An 18,926-nucleotide genomic window follows, 5' to 3' on the forward strand; every position below is an offset into this window, starting at 1 on the left:
AGTCAGGGGCTCTCCGCGTCGAAGCCGTCGGCAGTCAGGGCGCCGGGGTGAAGACCAGGGACGCGTTGTGGCCGCCGAAGCCGAAGGAGTTGGTGAGCGCGGCGGTCAGCGCGCCGCGCCGCGGGGCGCCCGCCACCACGTCCAGCTTGACCGCCGGGTCCAGGGTCTCCAGGTTCCGGGTGGCCGGCACGACGCCGTCGCGCAGTGCGAGGACGGCGGCCAGCGCGCCGACCGCACCGGCGGCCCCGAACAGGTGGCCGGTCATCGACTTGGTCGCCGTGACAACCGGGTGCAGGCCGATCGCCTCGGCGACCGACTCGGCCTCGACCAGGTCGCCCAGCGGGGTCGAGGTGGCATGGGCGTGGACGAGGCCTATGTCGCCCGGGGCGAGCCCGGCCTCGGCCACCGCCCGGCGCATCGCCCGGACCTGGCCCTCGGCCGCGGCCGCCGTGATGTGGTACGCGTCCGAGGTGACCGCCGCACCCGCGAGGGTGGCGTGCGCGCGGGCGGACCGGGCCGCGGCGAATCCGGCCCGCTCCAGGACGACGACCACCGAGCCCTCGCCGATCACGAAGCCGTCCCGGTCCACGTCGAACGGCCGGGACGCGCGCCCGGGCTCGTCGTTGCGCATCGAGTGGGCCTTGGCCTGGGCGAACCCGGCCAGCGGCAGCGGGCAGATGCACGCCTCGGCGCCGCCCGCCACCACCACGTCGGCCCGGCCGAGCCGGATCAGGTCCAGGCCCATCGCGATCGCCTCGGCGCCGGACGCGCAGGCGCTCACCGGGGTGTGCGCGCCGGCCCGCGCGCCCAGTTCGATGGAGACCCAGGCGGCCGGGCCGTTCGCCATCAGCATCGGCACGGTGTGCGGGGAGACCTTCCGTACCCCGGACGCCTCCAGCACATCGTCCTGGCCGAGCATGGTGAGCGCCCCGCCGGTGCCGGTGCCGATCACCACGGCGAGGCGTTCCGGGTCCACCTCGGGTGCCCCCGCGTCGGCCCAGGCCTGCCGGGCGGCGATCAGTGCCACCTGCTCGCAGCGGTCCATCCGCCGGGCCTGCACCCGGTCCAGCACCTCGGACGGCTCGACCCTGAGCCGTCCGGCGATCCGGACCGGCAGGCCCTCGGCCCACTCCTCCTCGATCGCGCTGATGCCCGACTCGCCGGCCAGCAGACCGGCCCAGGTCGAGGCGACGTCCCCGCCGAGCGGCGTCGTCGCGCCGAGCCCGGTGACCAGCACACCGTTGTCGTCGACACTCATCGAACGAACCCCCTGACTGTTGTGGAGATTGTGAGAGAGGCACAACTCCCCGCGCCGGGTCGGCACGGGGAGCAGCCGCCTCATCTGCCACCTTGCCAGGATGGTGATGATCGATCAGGTGTGCAGGGAGACCGATTCGACCACGAAGATGTTATGGGGTTTCCACAGTCGCTCAGGCCTGGAAATCGGTGCCCCGGCCGACCGTCTCCCAGTCCCGGAGCTCCTTCTCGGCGGCCTGGAGGTTCCCGAGGACGGCGTCGACGGCGTCGTTCCCGAGGGCCAGCCGCAGCGGGGTCCGCTCGGCGTCCAGCGCGGCCAGGATCGCGGCAGCCGCCCTGGCCGGGTCGCCGGGCTGCTTGCCGTCGCTCTCCGGCAGCCCGACACGCACCGGGCCGACCACCGAGTCGTACGCGGGGATGACGGTGGCCTGGGCGAGTGCGCCGGGGCCGGCGAAGGAGGTGCGGAAGGAGCCGGGCTCGACGATCAGCACCTTGACGCCGAACTGGGCGACCTCCTGGGCCAGTGCCTCGGAGAGCCCCTCCAGCGCGAACTTGGTGGCCGAGTAGGCGCCCACGCCGGGGAACGAGAAACGGCCGCCCATGCTGCTCATCTGGACGACGGCCCCGGAGCCCTGGGCCCGCATGTGCGGCAGGACGGCGCGGGTGAGCGCGGCCGGGCCGAAGAAGTGCAGCTCCATCAAGTCCCGCAGCTCGCGGTCGGTGTACTCCTCGACGGCGCCGATCAGTCCGCGCCCGGCGTTGTTCACCAGGACGTCGATCCGCCCGTACCGGAGCAGGGTGTCCGCCACCACGGCGGCGATCCCGGCCGGGTCGGTGACGTCCAGCCGGACCGGGACGACCCGGTCGGGGTGGGCGGCGGCCAACGCGTCCAGCGCCTCGGGGCGGCGGGCGGCCGCCACCACGGTGTCGCCTGCGGCCAGCGCGGCCTCGGCGATCGCCTGGCCGAAGCCGGAGTTGGCGCCGGTGATCAGCCAGACCCGGCCGGCCGCGTTCTTCTCAGGGGTGGTGCTGGTCATCCGGAGTGCCTCCGTAAGCCGTTGGAAGACTTGGTAGTTGACGCACTCAGTTATGCCAGCCCGGCCCGGTGGGCGTCCAGGACGGGCCGCCGGCCGCCTGTACGCGAAACGGCCCCCGGCCACCTGAAGTGACCGGGGGCCGCGGCGCGTTACGGCAGAGGCCGGGCTACGGCAGGTTGCGGGCCATGACGATGCGCTGGATCTGGTTGGTGCCCTCGTAGATCTGCGTGATCTTCGCGTCCCGCATCATCCGCTCCAACGGGTAGTCCCGCGTGTACCCGTACCCACCCAGCAACTGCACCGCGTCCGTCGTGATCTCCATCGCCGCATCCGACGCGAAACACTTCGCCGCCGCCCCGAAGAACGTCAGATCCGCATCCGTACGCTGCGACTTCGCCGCCGCCGCATACGTCAACTGCCGCGCCGCCTCCAGCTTCATCGCCATGTCCGCCAACATGAACTGCACACCCTGGAAATCACCGATCGGCTTCCCGAACTGCTTGCGCTCACGCACATACCCCTTCGCGTAGTCCAACGCCCCCTGCGCGATCCCCAACGCCTGCGCCGCGATCGTCACCCGCGTGTGGTCCAACGTCTTCATCGCCGTCGCGAAACCCGTACCCTCCGCACCGATCATCCGGTCCGCCGGAATCCGCACATCGTCGAAGTACACCTCACGCGTCGGCGACCCCTTGATCCCCAACTTCTTCTCCGGCGCACCGAACGACACCCCCGCGTCGCCCTTCTCCACCACGAACGCCGAGATCCCCTTGGAACGCTTCTCCGGATCCGTCACCGCCATCACCGTGTAGAACTCCGACACACCCGCGTTGGTGATCCACCGCTTCACACCGTTCAGCACCCAGAAGTCCCCGTCCCGCACCGCCCGGGTCTTCATCCCCGCCGCGTCCGAACCCGCCTCCGGCTCCGACAGGCAGTACGAGAACATCCCCTCACCCCGCGCCAGCGCCCCCAGGTACTTCGCCTTCAACTCCTGCGAACCCGACAACTGCACCGGCAACGAACCCAGCTTGTTCACCGCCGGGATCAACGACGACGAGGCGCACACCCGCGCCACCTCCTCGATCACGATCACCGTCGCCAACGCGTCCGCCCCCGCACCACCGAACTCCTCCGGCACGTGCACCGCATGCAGGTCATTACCCTGCAACGCGTCCAACGCCTCCTGCGGGAACCGCCCCAGCTCGTCCACCTCCGCCGCGAACGGAGCGATCTTCGCCTCGGCCAGCGAACGCACCGCCTCACGGAGCATCTCGTGCTCCTCGGAGATCCGGAAGAGATCGAAGTCCGCCGCCCCTGCGCTGCCCGCCATGGTTCCCGCCTCGTTCGTGTGATGAAGGATTCGTGCGATGAAGGAGTGAAGTCAGTTAGCTACCGTTCAGTAGATCCTAGGGCTCCGACCTGCGGCTGCCTAGGTTCAGTCGACGTCCGCGCCGAGGGTGTCGCCGGCCCGGTGCTCCTGGAAGTACTGCGGCATCCGGTCGTTGCGCATCGCCTCCCAGAGCTGCGCGGCCGGGCGCTCGGCCAGCAGGACGACACTCTGGCCCTCCCGGGTGTCGAAGCCGCCGAACGGCGCGTTCATGAACCGGACGTCGTCCGGGCGCAGCGGGCGCAGGCTCCACGCGAGTTGGAAGAGGTCCGCGTTGGAGAGCCGGTCGTCCACGCTGACCACCTCGCCGACCGACTGCAGCAGGCCGCCCAGCCTGGACGGGCTGGTCAGGGTGCCTGAGTCCATGATCCGTAGCATCAGCGCGCGCAGGAAGTTCTGCTGGCGCTTGGTGCGGTCGAGGTCGCCGCCGGGCAGGCCGTAGCGCTCGCGGACGTAGAGCAGCGCCTGCGCGCCGTCCATGTGGTGGGTGCCGGCCTCCCAGGCGCGGGCCTCGCCGGCCGCCTCGATGGTGCGCGGGATGGTGATGTCCACGCCGCCGACGGCGTCGGTGAGCTCGCGGAAGCCGTTCCAGTCGATCACGGCGAGGTGGTCGATCCGGATGCCGGTGAGGTTCTGCACGGTCTCGGTCATCAGCGCCGGGCCGCCCCAGGAGTACGCGGCGTTCAGCTTGGCCTGGCCGTGGCCGGGGACGGAGACCCAGGTGTCGCGGGCCAGCGAGACCAGCGAGGCGCTGCGGCGGTCGTCGGAGAGGTGCAGCAGCATCATGGTGTCGCTGCGGGCCGCGCCGGCCTGCCAGGCCGGCGCCTTGGCCTTGCTGCCGGTGGTCGGGACGTCCGAGCGGGCGTCCAGGCCGACCAGCAGCAGGTTGAGGCCGCTCGCCGGGACGGGCTTCGGCTGGGCGGACTCCGGCGCGGCGGGGAAGGCGTTCGGGATCCGGGTGACGGACGAGGCGTAGTGCTCGGCCGTCCAGTAGAGCGCGCCGCCGGCGCCGACGGCCAGCACCAGCAGGACGGAGAGGGTCCAGAGCAGGACGCGGCGGGTGCGGCGGCGCCGGCCCGGCGGCTCGCGGCCGGCGTCGGGCCCGGGCGCCCCCTCGCCGTCCTCGCGCGGCTCGAAGAGGCTGAGCCCGGCCGCCTCGTCGGTTTTCTCGGGTTCGTCCGTGCGCTCCGGCTTCGGATCCATGCGCGCATTGTGCCGCCGGTCACATCCCCCGCGCGGGGGTTCCGCCGAGATCGTGCCCCCGCCCGGCGCCGGGTTCCGTGCCCTGCCCGGAAACCGCGCCCCCGCGGCCGGAAACCCGGTACCGCCGGGACGGCCTGGGCGGCACTCCTGCAGCCGGATAGCATCGGTGCTCGCACGTCATGTCCGCCCGTACCCGCCCAGGTCGAGATTCCACCAAAGGGGAACCCGTGGCCCTCCGCATCTCCGTGATCGGCACCGGCTATCTCGGTGCCACCCACGCCGCCGCCATGGCGGAGTTCGGCTTCGAGGTGCTGGGGCTGGACGTCGACCCGGAGAAGATCGCCACGCTGACCGCCGGCCGGGTCCCGATGTACGAGCCGGGCCTGTCCGAGCTGCTGCTCAAGCATGTGGCGGGCCACGAGGGTTCGACCGGCCGGCTGCGCTTCACCACCTCCGCCCAGGAGGCCGCGGAGTTCGGCGACGTGCACTTCGTCTGCGTCAACACCCCGCAGCGCAAGGGCGAGTTCGCCGCCGACATGTCGTACGTGGACGCCGCGATCGACGCGCTCGCCCCGCACCTGACCCGCCCGGTGCTGGTGGTCGGCAAGTCGACCGTCCCGGTCGGCTCGGCGGGCCGGCTGGCCGAGCGGCTGGCCGCGCTGGCACCGGTCGGCGAGGGCGCCGAACTCGCCTGGAACCCGGAGTTCCTGCGCGAGGGCTTCGCCGTCCAGGACACCCTGCGCCCGGACCGGATCGTGGTCGGCACCCGCAGCGAGCGCGCCGAGCAGCTGCTGCGCGAGGTGTACGCGGACCCGATCGCGGCCGGGGTGCCGTTCGTGGTCACCGACTACGCCACCGCCGAGCTGGTCAAGGCCGCCGCCAACTCCTTCCTGGCCACCAAGATCTCGTTCATCAACGCGATGGCGGAGGTCTGTGAAGCGGCCGGCGCCGACGTCACCCAGCTGAGCACCGCGCTCTCCTACGACGAGCGGATCGGCGGCAAGTTCCTCAACTCCGGCCTCGGCTTCGGCGGCGGCTGCCTGCCCAAGGACATCCGCGCGTTCATGGCCCGGGCCGGGGAGCTGGGCGCCGACCAGGCGCTGACCTTCCTGCGGGAGGTCGACTCGATCAACATGCGCCGCCGCTCCCGGATGGTGGAGCTGGCCCGCGAGCAGTGCGGCGGCGGCTTCCTCGGCCGCCGGGTCGCCGTCCTCGGCGCCGCCTTCAAGCCGAACTCGGACGACATCCGGGACTCGCCCGCGCTCAACGTCGCCGCCCAGATCCAGCTCCAGGGCGCCCAGGTCACGGTGTACGACCCGAAGGCGATGGACAACGCCCGCAAGATGTTCCCGGGCCTGGCCTACGCCGACTCCCCGATGGAGGCCGCCGAGGGCGCGCACGTGGTGCTGCACCTCACCGAGTGGCAGGAGTTCCGTGCCCTCGACCCGGCCGAGCTGGGCGCGGTGGTCGCCGAGCGCCGCCTGCTGGACGGCCGCAACGTCCTGGATGCCGACGCCTGGCGCGAGGCCGGCTGGACGTACCGCGCGCTCGGCCGCCCGAGCTAGGGCTCGAATTCAAACTCCCGTCGGCCTGGCGACGCCGGGGAATCCCGCAGGTCACAGCGGAGTTGTCACCGGCATGACGAGCTACGGCGACGACGCGACGGTCCGTGACATCCTCACCGCCAAGGGCGACACCTGGGCGGTGGTCGGCCTCTCCACCAACACCGCGCGCGCGGCCTACGGCGTCGCCCGCGTCCTCCAGCGCCACGGCAAGCGCGTCGTGCCCGTCCACCCCAAGGCCGAGACGGTCCTCGGCGAGCGGGGTTACTCCTCGCTCGCCGAGATCCCGTTCGAGGTCGACGTGGTGGACGTGTTCGTGAACAGCCACCTCGCCGGTGAGGTCGCCGACCAGGCGGTGGCCGCCGGGGCGAAGGCGGTCTGGTTCCAGCTCGGCGTGGTGGACGAGGCCGCCTATGGCCGGACCACGGCCGCCGGGGTCGCGATGGTGATGGACAGGTGCCCGGCCATCGAGCTCCCGCTGCTGGGCTGAGGCCCGGTCAGGACCGCGTGCCGTCCAGCCGGCCGAGGGTGGCGATGGACGGGCGGCGGGTGGGGCGGAGGTCGCGGGCGACGGCCTCGGCGTCGCGCAGCACGCGCACCGCGTTGTGCCAGGTGAGCTTTCCGAGGTCGGTCTCCGACCAGCCGCGACCGAGCAGTTCGGCGATCAGGTTGGGGTAGCCGGCCACGTCGTCCAGCCCGTCCGGCAGGAAGGCGGTGCCGTCGAAGTCGCCGCCGATGCCGATGTGGTCGATGCCGGCGACCTCGCGCATGTGGTCGAGGTGGTCGGCCACGGTGGCGGGGGTGGCGACCGGGCGCGGGTTGGCCTCCTCGAAGGCGCGCTGGCAGGCCATGCCGGCCGGGGTGGTGTCGAGGTGGTCGAAGCCATGGGCGCGCATGTTCTCGTCGGCGGCGACGGTCCACTCGATGGCGGCGGGCAGGATGAACTTGGGCACGAAGGTGGCCATCGCGACGCCGCCGTTGGCGGGCAGCTGTGCGAGCACGTCGTCCGGGATGTTGCGCGGGTGGTCGCAGACGGCGCGCGCGGAGGAGTGCGAGAAGAGCACCGGCGCCTCGCTGACCCGCAGCGCGTCGCGCATCGTATCGGCGGAGACATGCGAGAGGTCGACCAGCATGCCGAGCCGGTTCATCTCCCGGACGACCTCCTCGCCGAACCTGGTCAGACCGCCGGCGGCGGGCTTGTCGGTGGCGGAGTCGGCCCACGGGGTGTTGTCGTTGTGGGTGAGCGTCAGGTACCGGACACCGAGCTCGTACAGGGCGCGCAGGGTGGCGAGCGAGCAGTCGATGGAGTGGCCGCCCTCGGCGCCCATCAGGGAGGCGATCCGGCCCTCGGCCCGGGCGGACTCCATGTCCGCGGCGGTGGAGGCGAGCCGGAGCCGGTCGGGGAACCGCTCGGCCAGGGCCCGGACGAAGTCGATCTGCTCCAGGGTGGCGCTGACCGCGTGGTCGCCGGCCAGCCGCGGGGGGACGTAGACGGACCAGAACTGTGCACCGACCCCGCCCGCGGCGAGGCGGGCGAGGTCGGTGTGCAGGCGGTCGCGCTGGTCGGCGGCCAGGTCGACCGCGTCGAGGTCGTATCCGGCCTGCTCGCGCATCGCCCAGGGGAGGTCGTTGTGCCCGTCCACCACGGGGGTGTCGCGGAGGACGGCCCGGGCACGCTCCAGCAGGGCGGTGGAGTCCGACGGGGTGGAGGAGTCCAACAGCTCAGGTGTCATACGAACTGTTGTATCCGATTTGACTACTTTCCAAAGCCGAACGAGGAGGAACCCGCCACCTTGGCCCGCAGCTTCTTCCCCTTCTCGGTGGCCTGGCTGTTCAGCTCGGCCTGGAAGTCGGTCATCCGCTCGGTCAGCTCCGGGTCGAACGCGGCCAGCATCCGCACCGCCAGCAGGCCCGCGTTGCGCGCGCCCGCCACCGAGACGGTGGCCACCGGCACGCCGGCCGGCATCTGGACGATCGACAGCAGGCTGTCCATGCCGTCCAGGTAGCGCAGCGGCACCGGCACGCCGATGACCGGCAGCGGGGTGACCGAGGCGAGCATGCCCGGCAGGTGGGCCGCGCCGCCGGCGCCGGCGATGATCGCCTTCAGCCCGCGGGCGTGGGCGTTCTCGCCGTACGCGACCATCTCACGCGGCATCCGGTGCGCGGAGACGACGTCCACCTCGTAGGGGATCTCGAACTCGTCGAGGGCCTGGGCGGCGGCCTCCATCACGGGCCAGTCGGAGTCCGAGCCCATCACGATGCCGACAAGGGGGTGGGTCATTCGGTGATCGTTCCTCGCAGGTAGGCGGCCGCGTGGCGGGCGCGCTCGCGGACGTCGTCGAGGTCGTCCCCGAAGACGTTGACGTGGCCGACCTTGCGGCCGGGCTTCACGTCCTTCCCGTACATGTGGATCTTCAGGCCCGGGTCACGGGCCATGCAGTGCAGGAAGGCGTGGTACATGTCCGGGTAGTCGCCGCCGAGGACGTTGACCATGACGGTCCACTTGGCGCGCGGCCGGGGGTCGCCGAGCGGCAGGTCGAGCACGGCCCGCAGGTGGTTCTCGAACTGCGAGGTGACGGCGCCGTCCTGGGTCCAGTGCCCGGAGTTGTGGGGGCGCATGGCCAGCTCGTTGACCAGGATCCGGCCGTCCCGGGTCTGGAACAGCTCGACCGCGAGGTGGCCGGTGATGTCCAGCTCGCCCGCGATCCGCAGGGCCAGCTGCTGGGCCTCGTCGGACAGCGCCGGGTCGAGGTCCGGCGCCGGGGCGGTGACCTCGGCGCAGACGCCGTTCTCCTGGAGGCTCTCCACCACCGGGTAGGCGACGGCCTGGCCGCTGGGCGAGCGGACCACGTTGGCGGCCAGCTCGCGCACGAAGTCGACCTTCTCCTCGGCCAGCACCGGGACGCCGGCCAGGAACGGCGCCTGCGCCTCCTGCTCGTCGTCGACGACCCAGACGCCCTTGCCGTCGTAGCCGCCGCGGACGGTCTTCAGCACGACCGGGTATCCGGCGCCCTCCTCGGCGAAGGCGGTGACGTCGGCCGGGTCGGCGACGATCCGGTGGCGGGGGCAGGGCACCCCGATGGAGTCGAGCCTGGCCCTCATCACGCCCTTGTCCTGGGCGTTCACCAGCGCCTCCGGGCCGGGCCGGACGGCGACGCCGTCGGCCTGCAGGGCCCGCAGGTGCTCGGTCGGCACGTGCTCGTGGTCGAAGGTGATCACGTCACAGCCGGCCGCGAAGCGGCGCAGTGTGTCGAGGTCGCGGTAGTCACCGAGAACGACATCGGAGACCACCTGCGCGGCCGAGTCCTGGGGCGTGTCGGCGAGGAGTTTGAACCTGACCCCGAGCGGGATGCCCGCCTGGTGTGCCATGCGGGCCAACTGCCCGCCGCCGATCATGCCCACCACTGGAAAATTCGCGTTGCCGGGGGAAGTCACCCGGCCAGGATATCCGGGCCGGTGGGAGCCCGTGGAACCGCTCTGCCACGGAGGGCGTCCCAGAGTGCACGGGGCCCTCGGGGCTGAGCCGAACGGCGGAAGCGGGTAGCCTGGGCCGCTAGGTCCTGGTACGCGTGGTCCGATCATGTGCGTGCACGCAGGGCTCAAGGGCCGGCCGAGCATCCGCTCCGGGCCCCCTCGTCCGCAGGTTCATGGAGGCAGCCCGGTATGGCGACGACCGAAGCGTCGAACCCCTCGCTGGTGCAGAAGATGCGCGGGCTCAAGGGCGAAGTCGTGAAGTTCGGCATCGTCGGCCTGAGTGGCGTGGTGGTCAACTTCGCCCTGTTCTGGGTCTGCATCAACGGCCTGGGCCTCGCCTCGGTGCGGTCGAACATCGTGGCGACGGTCATCGCGATCGCGACCAACTACCTCGGCTACCGCTACTGGCTGTACCGGGACCGCGACGCCGCCTCCCGCAAGCGGGAGATCACGCTCTTCCTGGTCTACAGCGGCATCGGCATGCTGATCGAGACCGGCGTGCTCGGCTTCTCGAGGTACGTGCTGGGCCTGGACTCGAGCTACGAGCAACTGGGCGCCAAGGTGGTCGGCCTCGCGGTGGCCACGGTGTTCCGCTTCATCTCGTACCGGACCTGGGTGTTCACCGCGATCCCCGAGCCGACGGCCGCCAAGGAGCCCGACAGCGAGCTGGCGGCGCAGGCCGAACTGATACTGGCCGCCCAGGAGATCCGGTACGCCAAGGCCGAGTAGGCCTCCCCGCCCCTCTTGCCGTGCCCGCTCCTCTTGCCGTGCCCGCCTCCGCAAGAGGACAGTGGGGACCGAGGGCGAGCACGGCCGGCGAACGATCGAGGCCCGGGGGGCAACCCAGGAGGCTCGCCATGGCGTTCGTCCAGATCATCGACTGCAAGACCGACAGGTTGGACGACCTCAACCGGCTCATGGACAGCTGGGCCGAGCAGACCAAGGGCAGGCGGACGGCCGGCCACGCGGTGGTCGCCACGGACCGCTCCGACACCAAGCACGTCGTGGAGATCGTGGAGTTCGCCTCGTACGAGGAGGCGATGAAGAACTCCCACCTGCCCGAGACCGACCGGATCTTCCGGGAGATGGTGGCGCTCTGCGACGAGCCGCCGACCTTCACCGACCTGGACGTGGTCCGCGACGAGCAGTTCAACAAGGCCGCCGCGACCCGGCTCCTGGACGAGATCGCCAAGGGCAACCTCGGCGTGATCGACGAGTGCATGACCGCCGACTACCGCGACCACGACTACGGCAGCGAAGGGGACGCGGTCGGCCCGGCGGCGTTCAAGGAGCGCTGCAGCGGCTACGTCGGAGCCTTCGACTTCACCTTCGCGATCGAGAGCCAGATCGCCGAGGGCGACGAGGTCGCCACCCGGTGGACCTGGCACGCCACGCAGAAGGCCGACTTCATGGGCATGCCGTCCACCGGTAAGTCGGTCGTCGGGCGCGGGACGACGACCTTCCGCTTCGCGGACGGAATGATCGCGGAAGGCTGGTGGCAGTGGGACGTCATGGGCCTGATGCGCCAGCTCGGGATGGCACCCAGCTGATCCACACGCCCCGCTAGTCGTCCTTGCGGCTCCGCCCCAAGAAGAGCGCGAACACCGGCGGCTTGAGGGAGAGCAGTTCGAGCCGCCCGCCGTCCGCCTCCGCGAGGTCGCGGGCGACGGCCAGGCCGATGCCGGTCGAGTTGCGGCCGCTGACCGCGCGCTCGAAGACCCGGTTGCCCAGCTCCGGCGGCACCCCGGCGCCCTGGTCCTGCACCTCGACCACCACCGACGTCCCGGAGGGCCGCACCCGCAGGGTGATCATCCCGTCGCCGTGCATCAGCGAGTTCTCGATCAGGGTGGCCAGCACCTGCGCCACCGTGCCCGGGGTGCCGACCGCGGTGGCTCCGCGCAGGCCCTCCAGCTGGAGCACCCGGCCGGTGTCGCGCAGCGAGGGGCCCCACTCCTCGACCTGCTGCTTGACCACCTCGTCCAGGTCGAAGGCGACGGCGGTGGGGCTGCGCGGGTCGCGCTGGGTGGTGAGCAGCCGCTGGACGACGTCGGTGAGCCGCTCGACCTGCTGGAGGGCGATGGTCGCCTCCTCCTTGACGGTCTCCGGTTCCTCGGCGAGCGCGGTGATCTCCTCCAGTCGCATGGAGAGCGCGGTGAGCGGGGTGCGCAACTGGTGGGAGGCGTCGGCGGCGAGCCGGCGTTCGGCGGTGAGCATCCGGGCGATCCGCTCGGCGCTGACGTCCAGCACCTCGGCGACCCGGTCGAGTTCGGGCACCCCGTAGCGGCGGTCGCGCGGGCGGGGGTCCCCGGAGCCGAGCCGTTCGGCGGTCTCGGCGAGGTCGGTGAGCGGGCGGGCGAGCCGCTTGGCCTGCCAGACGGCGAGGGCGACGGCGGCCTGGACGGCGAGCAGGGCGACCACGCCGAGCAGCAGCAGCATGTTGGCGATCTCGTGGTCGACCGCCTCCCGGGACTGCTCGACGGTGACGGTCTCGCCGCTGACGCCCTGCTCGACGGACTTCAGCAGGTGGTTCCCGGCCGGCCGCTCGCCGCTGGAGACGGGCTCCTTGCCGGGGATGTCCACCTCGACGTACTGGCCGTCGGTGACCTGGTTGGCGAACTTGTCGCCGGTGACCGGCTCGCCCGCGGCGAGCCGGTTCTCCACCAGGGCCAGGACCCGGACGGCGGCGGCGTCCACGCGGTCCTGGGCCGCGTTGACGATGGTGCGCTTCTCGACCAGGGCGAGCGGGACGCAGAACACCGCGACCACCACCAGGACGACGCCCAGCAGCGAGTTGATCATCCGGCGTTTCACGCTGCCGCTCCCCGTGGTGGTACGTACCCCCGGCGGGGGCTCGATCGTTTCGCGCTAATTCTTCTCGAAGCGGAAGCCCACCCCGCGCACGGTGGCGATGTAGCGGGGGTTGGCCGCGTCGTCGCCGAGCTTCTTGCGCAGCCAGGAGATGTGCATGTCCAGCGTCTTGGTCGAGGTCCACCAGGTGGTGTCCCAGACCTGGCGCATGATCTCCTCGCGGGTGACCACCCGGCCGGCGTCCCGGACCAGCACCCGCAGCAGCTCGAACTCCTTGGCGGAGAGGGTGAGCTCCTCCTCCCCGAGCCAGGCGCGGTGCGACTCGATGTCGATCTTCACCCCGTGCGCGCCGGTGGTGAGCTGGTCGACGTTGCCGCGCCGGAGCAGGGCGCGGACGCGGGCGAGCAGTTCGGCGAGGCGGAAGGGCTTGGTGACGTAGTCGTCGGCTCCGGCGTCCAGGCCGACCACGGTGTCCACCTCGTCGGCGCGGGCGGTGAGCACCAGCACGGGGCAGCTCTTGCCGTCGGCGCGCAGGCGGCGGCAGACCTCCAGGCCGTCCATCTCCGGCAGGCCGAGGTCGAGGACGACCAGGTCGACCTCCTCGGTGAGTCCGGCGGCCAGTGCGGTCGGACCGTCCTCGCGGACGAGCACCTCATACCCCTCGCGTCGCAGGGCCCGGGCGAGCGGTTCGGAGATCGCCGGATCGTCCTCGGCGAGCAGCACACAGGTCATGTGGTGATGGTAGTCCGCCGGGATATGGCCGGTTCCCCTGTGAGCTAGTTCACAGAGCGTGATCGTTATACGGGGGGTGATCACCGCTCAACGGACATGGCCGGACCGCCCGTTCGGCGAAGATTCTGCCCCCCGGGCTTCAAACCGAAGGAATTCCCTCGATCCCACCATGGATCAGCCGAGTTAACCTGTCGCAAGCTTTACCATCGGCATACCTAATTGACGTGTTTTGTCAGCTGATGACGCCAAATGTGGCCACGTACAGTGGTTTGGTCCACGTCCGCCGCCACCCCCCTAGGCGGACGCTGTCAGGCAAGGAACCACTACACATGGCGTCTACGACCCTGGAGCCCGGCGTTCAGTCGGCCTCTCCCAGCGGCAAGACCTTCCTCGGGCACCCCCGGGGCCTCGCCACCCTCTTCATGAGCGAGATGTGGGAGCGCTTCAGCTACTACGGCATGCGTGCCCTGCTGGTGCTCTACATGACGGCCTCCATCGCGGAGGGCGGTCTCGGCATGAAGGCGGCCGTCGCCGCCGCCGTCTACAGCGTGTACACGGCGATGGTCTACCTGCTCGCCCTGCCGGGCGGCTGGATCGCGGACCGCTTCCTCGGCGCGCGCAAGACCGTCGCTCTCGGCGGCTCGATCATCATGATCGGCCACTTCCTGCTGGCCGTGCCGGCGAGCGTGTCGTTCTTCGTCGGCCTCGCGTTCATCGCGGTCGGCTCGGGTCTCCTCAAGGCCAACATCTCGACGATGGTCGGCCACCTCTACGACGGGCCGAACGACCCGCGTCGTGACGGTGGCTTCACCATCTTCTACATGGGCATCAACCTCGGTGCCTTCGCCGCTCCGCTGGTCATCGGCACCGTCGGCCAGAGCGTCAACTGGCACCTCGGCTTCGCCCTGGCCGGCATCGGCATGGCGCTCGGCCTGACCCAGTTCCTGCTCGGCACCCGCCACCTGAGCGCCAAGAGCGACGTGGTGACCTCGCCGATCTCGGCGGCCGAGAAGAGCGCGATCTTCAAGAAGGCCGGCCTCTGGCTGGCGGTGGCCGTGGTCTTCTACGCGGTCGTGGCACTGACCGGTCACTTCACCATCAACTGGGCGATCTGGCCGCTGTCGATCGCGGGCATCGCGATCCCGGTCTTCGTCTTCGCCAAGGTGAAGCGCGACAAGGACCTCGACGAGACCGAGCAGTCGCGGATGAGCGGCTACATCTGGTTCTTCGTCGCCGCCGCCGTCTTCTGGATGATCTACGACCAGTCCGGTTCGACGCTGAGCATCTTCGCGGACGAGAACACCGCGTCCACGCTCTTCGGCTTCAACTTCCCGTCGACCTGGTTCCAGTCGCTGAACCCGCTGTACATCATGGCGCTGGCCCCGGTCTTCGCCTGGCTCTGGGTGGCCCTGGCCCGCAAGGCCAAGAACCCCAGCACCACCGTGAAGTTCGCCTTCGGTCTGCTGATGATCGGCGGCTCCTTCCTCGTCATGATGCTGGCGATGGGCGCCGCCGCGGGCGGCACCAAGGTCACCCCGCTCTGGCTGGCCATGGTCTACCTGGTCCAGACCGTCGGTGAGCTGACCCTCTCGCCTGTCGGCCTCTCCGTCACCACCAAGCTGGCCCCGGCGAAGTACGCCAGCCAGATGATGGGTGTCTGGTTCCTCGCGGTCACCGCGGGTGACTGTGTCGCGGCCATCTTCCAGCTGGTCCTCGGCGACAAGGTGGTCGGCTCCACCGGGTACTTCGCGGTCCAGGGCGTGATGGCGATCCTCGCCGGTGTGGCGCTGTGGATGTACCGCAAGAAGGTCGTCCGGCTGATGGGCGACGTCCACTGACGTCGCGCTGACGGCACACCTGCCACCGGGGCCGGTGCGGATTCCTGAGATCCGCACCGGCCCCGGCCGCGTTTGTGGCGGCCGGCGGCATTTGTCGCCCCGGCCGCGTTTGTGGCCCCCGCCGTATGTCGGGGGACGTCGGCGCCCGGCCGTGCGAGGGTGTCGGGATGCCGACCGACAGCCTCCCCCGCCAGCTCGCCCGCACCCGCCGCTTCACCCTCGGTACCCCCGTCCACCCGGCCGTCTCGGCCGACGGCGGCACCGTGCTGTTCCTGCGCAGCCGGGCCGGCGACGACCCGCTCTCCTGCCTCTGGGCGCTGGACACCGCCACCGGCCGGGAACGGCTGGTCGTCGATCCAGCGGCGCTCGGCGACCCCGGTGACGAGCTCCCCGAGGCCGAGCGCATCCGCCGCGAACGGGCCCGGGTCCTGACCACCGGCATCACCGCGTACACCACCGACGCCACCGGCCGGCTGGCCGCCTTCGCCCTCGGCGGCGCGCTCTGGCTCGCCGACACCACCGCCGGCACCGTCCGGCCGGTCCCCACCGCCACCGGGGTGTACGACCCGCGCCTCGACCCGGCCGGCCGCCGGATCGCCTACGTCGGCGACGGCGCGCTGCGCGTGGTCGAGGCCGACGGCGGCGGCGACCGGGCACTCGCCGAACCCGAACAGGAGGAGGTGACGTACGGGGTCGCCGACCACGTCGCCGCCGAGTCCATGTTCCGCTCCCGGGCCCACTGGTGGTCGCCGGACGGCACCCGGCTGCTGGCCGCCCGGGTCGACAACAGCCCGCTGAGCCGCCTCCACCTCGCCGACCCGGCCAACCCGCAGCATCCGCCGCGCGTGATCCGCTACCCGCTGGCCGGCACCGCCAACGCCGACGTCTCGCTCTGGCTGCTCGGCCTGGACGGCGCCCGCACCGAGGTCCGCTGGGACCGCACGGCGTACGAGTACCTGACCGCCGCCGGCTGGGACGGGCACGGCCCGTTCGCCGCCGTGCAGAGCCGCGACCAGCGCACCGTGCTGACCCTGGCGGTCGACCCGGCCGACGGCGCCACCCGGCCCCTCGCCGAGCAGCGCGACGAGCGCTGGGTCGAGCTCGTCCCCGGTCTGCCGGTCCGCACCGCGGCGGGCGCGCTGGTCGGCTCCGCCGACCACGGCGACACCCGACACCTCACCGTCGACGGCGAGCCCGTCACCCCGGCCGGACTCCAGCTGCGCGAGGTGACCGGGACCGACGGCGAACAGGTGCTCTTCACCGCCACCACAGAGCCCACCGAGACCCACCTCTGGCTGTACGAAGCGGCCACCGGGCTCCGGCGGCTGAGCGACGGACCGGGCCTCCACACCGGCGTACGGCGCGGCGGCACGCTCGTCCTCACCACCCGGGAGCCCGGCGCCCCCGCCGGCCGGACCAGCGTCCGACGCGAGAGCCGCCCGCCGCTCCCGGTGACCTCGTACGCGCAGCCGCCCGTCCTGACCGCGCGGCCGGACTTGCTCCGCCTCGGCCCGCGCGACCTGCGCGCCGCACTCTTCCTGCCCACCGACCACCGCCCCGACGACGGCCCGCTGCCCGTCCTCCTCGACCCGTACGGCGGGCCCGCGCAGCAGAAGGTCACCACCGCCGGCGCCTGGTGGGACCTGGTCTCCCAGTGGTTCGCCGACCAGGGCTTCGCCGTGCTGACCGTCGACGGCCGCGGCACCCCCGGGCGCGGCCCCCGCTGGGACAAGGAGGTGTTCGGGGACAGGGCCACACCGGTCCTGGAGGACCAGGTCGACGCCCTGCACGAGGCCGCCCGCCGGCGGCCCGGGCTGCTCGACCTCGACCGAGTCGCCATCCGCGGCTGGTCCTACGGCGGCTACCTCGCCGCGCTCGCCGTCCTCCGGCGCCCGGACGTCTTCCACGCCGCCGTGGCGGGGGCTGCCCCCACCGACCAGCGGCTCTACGACACCCACTGGCAGGAGCGCTTCCTCGGCCACCCCGACGAGCACCCCGAGCGCTACGACGCCTGCTCGCTGGTCGGCGACGCGCCGCGGCTGCGCCGCCCGCTGCTGCTCGTCCACGGCCTCGCCGACGACAACGTGTTCCCCGTCCACGCCCTGCGGCTCTCCGGCGCCCTGCTGGCCGCCGGCCGCCCGCACGAGGTCCTGCCGCTCAGCGGCACCACCCACACGCCCTCCGACGCGGTGGTGGCGGAGAACCTCCACCACCACCAGCTCGACTTCCTCCGGCGCTCGCTGGGCCTGAGCCGGTAACGGACGGCCCCCGCACCCGGACCGGGTGCGGGGGACGCCCCCGGCGTCAGACCTCCCGCACGCCCGCGCGCCAGACCGCCGCCGTCAGCGGCACCCCGGGCCGGTACGCGAGGTGGACGTGCGAGGGCGCCTCCAGCAGCTGGAGGTCGGCCCGGGCGCCCACCGTCACCGTCCCGACGTCCGACCGCCGCAGCGCGTGCGCGCCGCCCGCGGTGGCGGCCCAGACCGCCTCGTCCGGCGTCATCCCCATCTCCCGCACCGCGACCGCGATGCAGAACGCCATCGAGCTGGTGAAGCTGGAGCCCGGGTTGCAGTCGGTGGAGAGCGCGACCACGGCGCCCGCATCGAGCAGCCGGCGCGCGTCCGGGTAGGCGGCGCGGGTGGAGAACTCCGCGCCGGGCAGCAGCGTGGCCACCGTCGCCGAGCCGGCCAGCGCGGCCACGTCCTCGTCCGTCAGGTGGGTGCAGTGGTCCGCCGAGGCCGCCCCCAGCTCGACGGCGAGCTGCACACCCGGCCCGTAGGAGAGCTGGTTGGCGTGCACCCGGGGGGTGAGGCCGCGCTCGATCCCGGCGGTCAGGACCGCCCGGGCCTGGTCGCCGTCGAAGGCACCGTTCTCGCAGAACACGTCCACCCAGCGGGCGTACGGCGCGCAGGCGTCCAGCATGTCGCCGGTGACCAGGTCGACGTAGCCGGCCGGGTCGTCCGCGAACTCGGGGGCGACGACATGGGCGCCGAGGTAGGTGGTCTCGGGGGTGTACGAGGCGGCGATCCGCAGCGCCCGGGCCTCGTCCACGACGGTCAGGCCGTAGCCGGACTTGCACTCGATCGCGGTGGTGCCCTGCCGCAGTGCCTCGCGGACGAACCGGGCGAGGTTGGCGTCCAGCTCGGCGTCGCTCGCGGCCCGGGTGGCGGCCACCGTGGTGCGGATGCCGCCGGCGCTGTACGACTGGCCGGACATCCGGGCGTTGAACTCGGCGGTGCGGTCACCCGCGAACACCAGGTGGGCGTGCGAGTCGACGAAGCCCGGCAGCAGCGCCCGGCCCGCCGCGTCGAACCGCTCGTCGGCGGCGGGCGCCTCGGCCGCCGGGCCGACCCAGGCGATCGTGCCGCCGTCCACCACCACGGCCGCGTCGGTGAGCAGGCCGAGCGGCCCGGTCCCGTACGCGGGGTCGTTGGTGACCAGGCTGCCGACACCGGTGATCAGGGTGCTCGGCATGCCCTGGCTCTGCGGGCTGCTCGGGGTGCTCACATGGGACCTTTCACGAACGAATGGACCCGGGGGGGGGGGGGGGGGGGGGGGGGGGGGGGGGGGGGGGGGGGGGGGGGGGGGGAGGGGGGGGGGGGTGGGGGGGAGGGGGGGGGGGGGG

The 18,926-nt window shown here is 72.1% G+C and carries 16 protein-coding genes; 6 read left to right on the top strand and 10 right to left on the bottom strand.

Going from position 1 to position 18,926, the window contains the following annotated elements:
• Positions 1 to 34 precede the first annotated feature (34 nt).
• From ACZ6NC_RS09605 to ACZ6NC_RS09620, 4 genes are all read right to left on the bottom strand, one after another.
• The gene (locus ACZ6NC_RS09605) at positions 35 to 1,258 is read right to left on the bottom strand and encodes a beta-ketoacyl-[acyl-carrier-protein] synthase family protein (protein WP_465730738.1); all 1,224 of its coding nucleotides are present in this window, start codon (positions 1,256 to 1,258) and stop codon (positions 35 to 37) included.
• Between the two features lie 172 nt (positions 1,259 to 1,430).
• Positions 1,431 to 2,294, bottom strand: coding sequence for an oxidoreductase (locus tag ACZ6NC_RS09610; protein WP_465730740.1), 864 nt, complete (start codon positions 2,292 to 2,294; stop codon positions 1,431 to 1,433).
• Between the two features lie 166 nt (positions 2,295 to 2,460).
• Positions 2,461 to 3,627, bottom strand: coding sequence for an acyl-CoA dehydrogenase family protein (locus ACZ6NC_RS09615; protein ID WP_465730742.1), 1,167 nt, complete (start codon positions 3,625 to 3,627; stop codon positions 2,461 to 2,463).
• Between the two features lie 105 nt (positions 3,628 to 3,732).
• Complete coding sequence (locus tag ACZ6NC_RS09620; protein ID WP_465730744.1) at positions 3,733 to 4,887, bottom strand: LCP family protein; 1,155 nt, start codon at positions 4,885 to 4,887, stop codon at positions 3,733 to 3,735.
• Positions 4,888 to 5,114: 227 nt separating this feature from the next.
• Here ACZ6NC_RS09620 and ACZ6NC_RS09625 point away from each other — a divergent pair, with 227 nt between their 5' ends.
• Complete coding sequence (locus ACZ6NC_RS09625; protein WP_465730746.1) at positions 5,115 to 6,452, top strand: UDP-glucose dehydrogenase family protein; 1,338 nt, start codon at positions 5,115 to 5,117, stop codon at positions 6,450 to 6,452.
• Positions 6,453 to 6,525: 73 nt separating this feature from the next.
• Positions 6,526 to 6,939 (top strand): CoA-binding protein, encoded by a 414-nt coding sequence (locus tag ACZ6NC_RS09630; RefSeq protein WP_465730748.1) that lies wholly within the window; start codon positions 6,526 to 6,528, stop codon positions 6,937 to 6,939.
• 7 nt (positions 6,940 to 6,946) lie between these two features.
• On the opposite strand, the gene ACZ6NC_RS09635 is transcribed toward ACZ6NC_RS09630, so the two are convergent.
• The 3 genes from ACZ6NC_RS09635 to ACZ6NC_RS09645 are packed head-to-tail and all read right to left on the bottom strand — an operon-like array spanning position 6,947 to position 9,845.
• Positions 6,947 to 8,182, bottom strand: coding sequence for a dipeptidase (locus ACZ6NC_RS09635; RefSeq protein WP_465730750.1), 1,236 nt, complete (start codon positions 8,180 to 8,182; stop codon positions 6,947 to 6,949).
• A 23-nt stretch (positions 8,183 to 8,205) separates the two neighbouring features.
• A complete protein-coding gene (purE, locus tag ACZ6NC_RS09640) occupies positions 8,206 to 8,730 on the bottom strand; it encodes a 5-(carboxyamino)imidazole ribonucleotide mutase (RefSeq protein ID WP_465730752.1) in 525 nt (174 codons plus the stop codon).
• On the bottom strand, positions 8,727 to 9,845 hold the full coding sequence (locus ACZ6NC_RS09645) for a 5-(carboxyamino)imidazole ribonucleotide synthase (RefSeq protein ID WP_465730998.1): 1,119 nt from the start codon (positions 9,843 to 9,845) through the stop codon (positions 8,727 to 8,729). The genes purE and ACZ6NC_RS09645 overlap by 4 nt, the downstream gene beginning before the upstream one ends.
• 267 nt (positions 9,846 to 10,112) lie before the next feature.
• Here ACZ6NC_RS09645 and ACZ6NC_RS09650 point away from each other — a divergent pair, with 267 nt between their 5' ends.
• On the top strand, positions 10,113 to 10,652 hold the full coding sequence (locus ACZ6NC_RS09650) for a GtrA family protein (protein ID WP_465730754.1): 540 nt from the start codon (positions 10,113 to 10,115) through the stop codon (positions 10,650 to 10,652).
• A gap of 128 nt (positions 10,653 to 10,780) precedes the next feature.
• Positions 10,781 to 11,473: an ester cyclase gene (locus ACZ6NC_RS09655; protein WP_465730756.1), complete on the top strand. Its 693-nt coding sequence runs from the start codon at positions 10,781 to 10,783 to the stop codon at positions 11,471 to 11,473.
• Positions 11,474 to 11,486: 13 nt separating this feature from the next.
• On the opposite strand, the gene ACZ6NC_RS09660 is transcribed toward ACZ6NC_RS09655, so the two are convergent.
• Complete coding sequence (locus ACZ6NC_RS09660) at positions 11,487 to 12,734, bottom strand: ATP-binding protein (RefSeq protein ID WP_465730758.1); 1,248 nt, start codon at positions 12,732 to 12,734, stop codon at positions 11,487 to 11,489.
• A gap of 54 nt (positions 12,735 to 12,788) precedes the next feature.
• A complete protein-coding gene (locus ACZ6NC_RS09665) occupies positions 12,789 to 13,463 on the bottom strand; it encodes a response regulator transcription factor (RefSeq protein ID WP_030290974.1) in 675 nt (224 codons plus the stop codon).
• A 329-nt stretch (positions 13,464 to 13,792) separates the two neighbouring features.
• On the opposite strand from ACZ6NC_RS09665, the gene ACZ6NC_RS09670 reads away from it, so the two are divergent.
• Entirely contained in the window at positions 13,793 to 15,301 is a 1,509-nt protein-coding gene (locus ACZ6NC_RS09670) for a peptide MFS transporter (protein WP_465730760.1), read from the top strand.
• A 167-nt stretch (positions 15,302 to 15,468) separates the two neighbouring features.
• Positions 15,469 to 17,559 (top strand): prolyl oligopeptidase family serine peptidase, encoded by a 2,091-nt coding sequence (locus ACZ6NC_RS09675; protein WP_465730762.1) that lies wholly within the window; start codon positions 15,469 to 15,471, stop codon positions 17,557 to 17,559.
• Positions 17,560 to 17,605: 46 nt separating this feature from the next.
• On the opposite strand, the gene hutI is transcribed toward ACZ6NC_RS09675, so the two are convergent.
• Entirely contained in the window at positions 17,606 to 18,775 is a 1,170-nt protein-coding gene (gene hutI, locus ACZ6NC_RS09680; protein WP_465731000.1) for an imidazolonepropionase, read from the bottom strand.
• Positions 18,776 to 18,926: the final 151 nt, after the last annotated feature.

The sequence above is a fragment of the Kitasatospora sp. NPDC041988 genome, assembly GCF_055588525.1.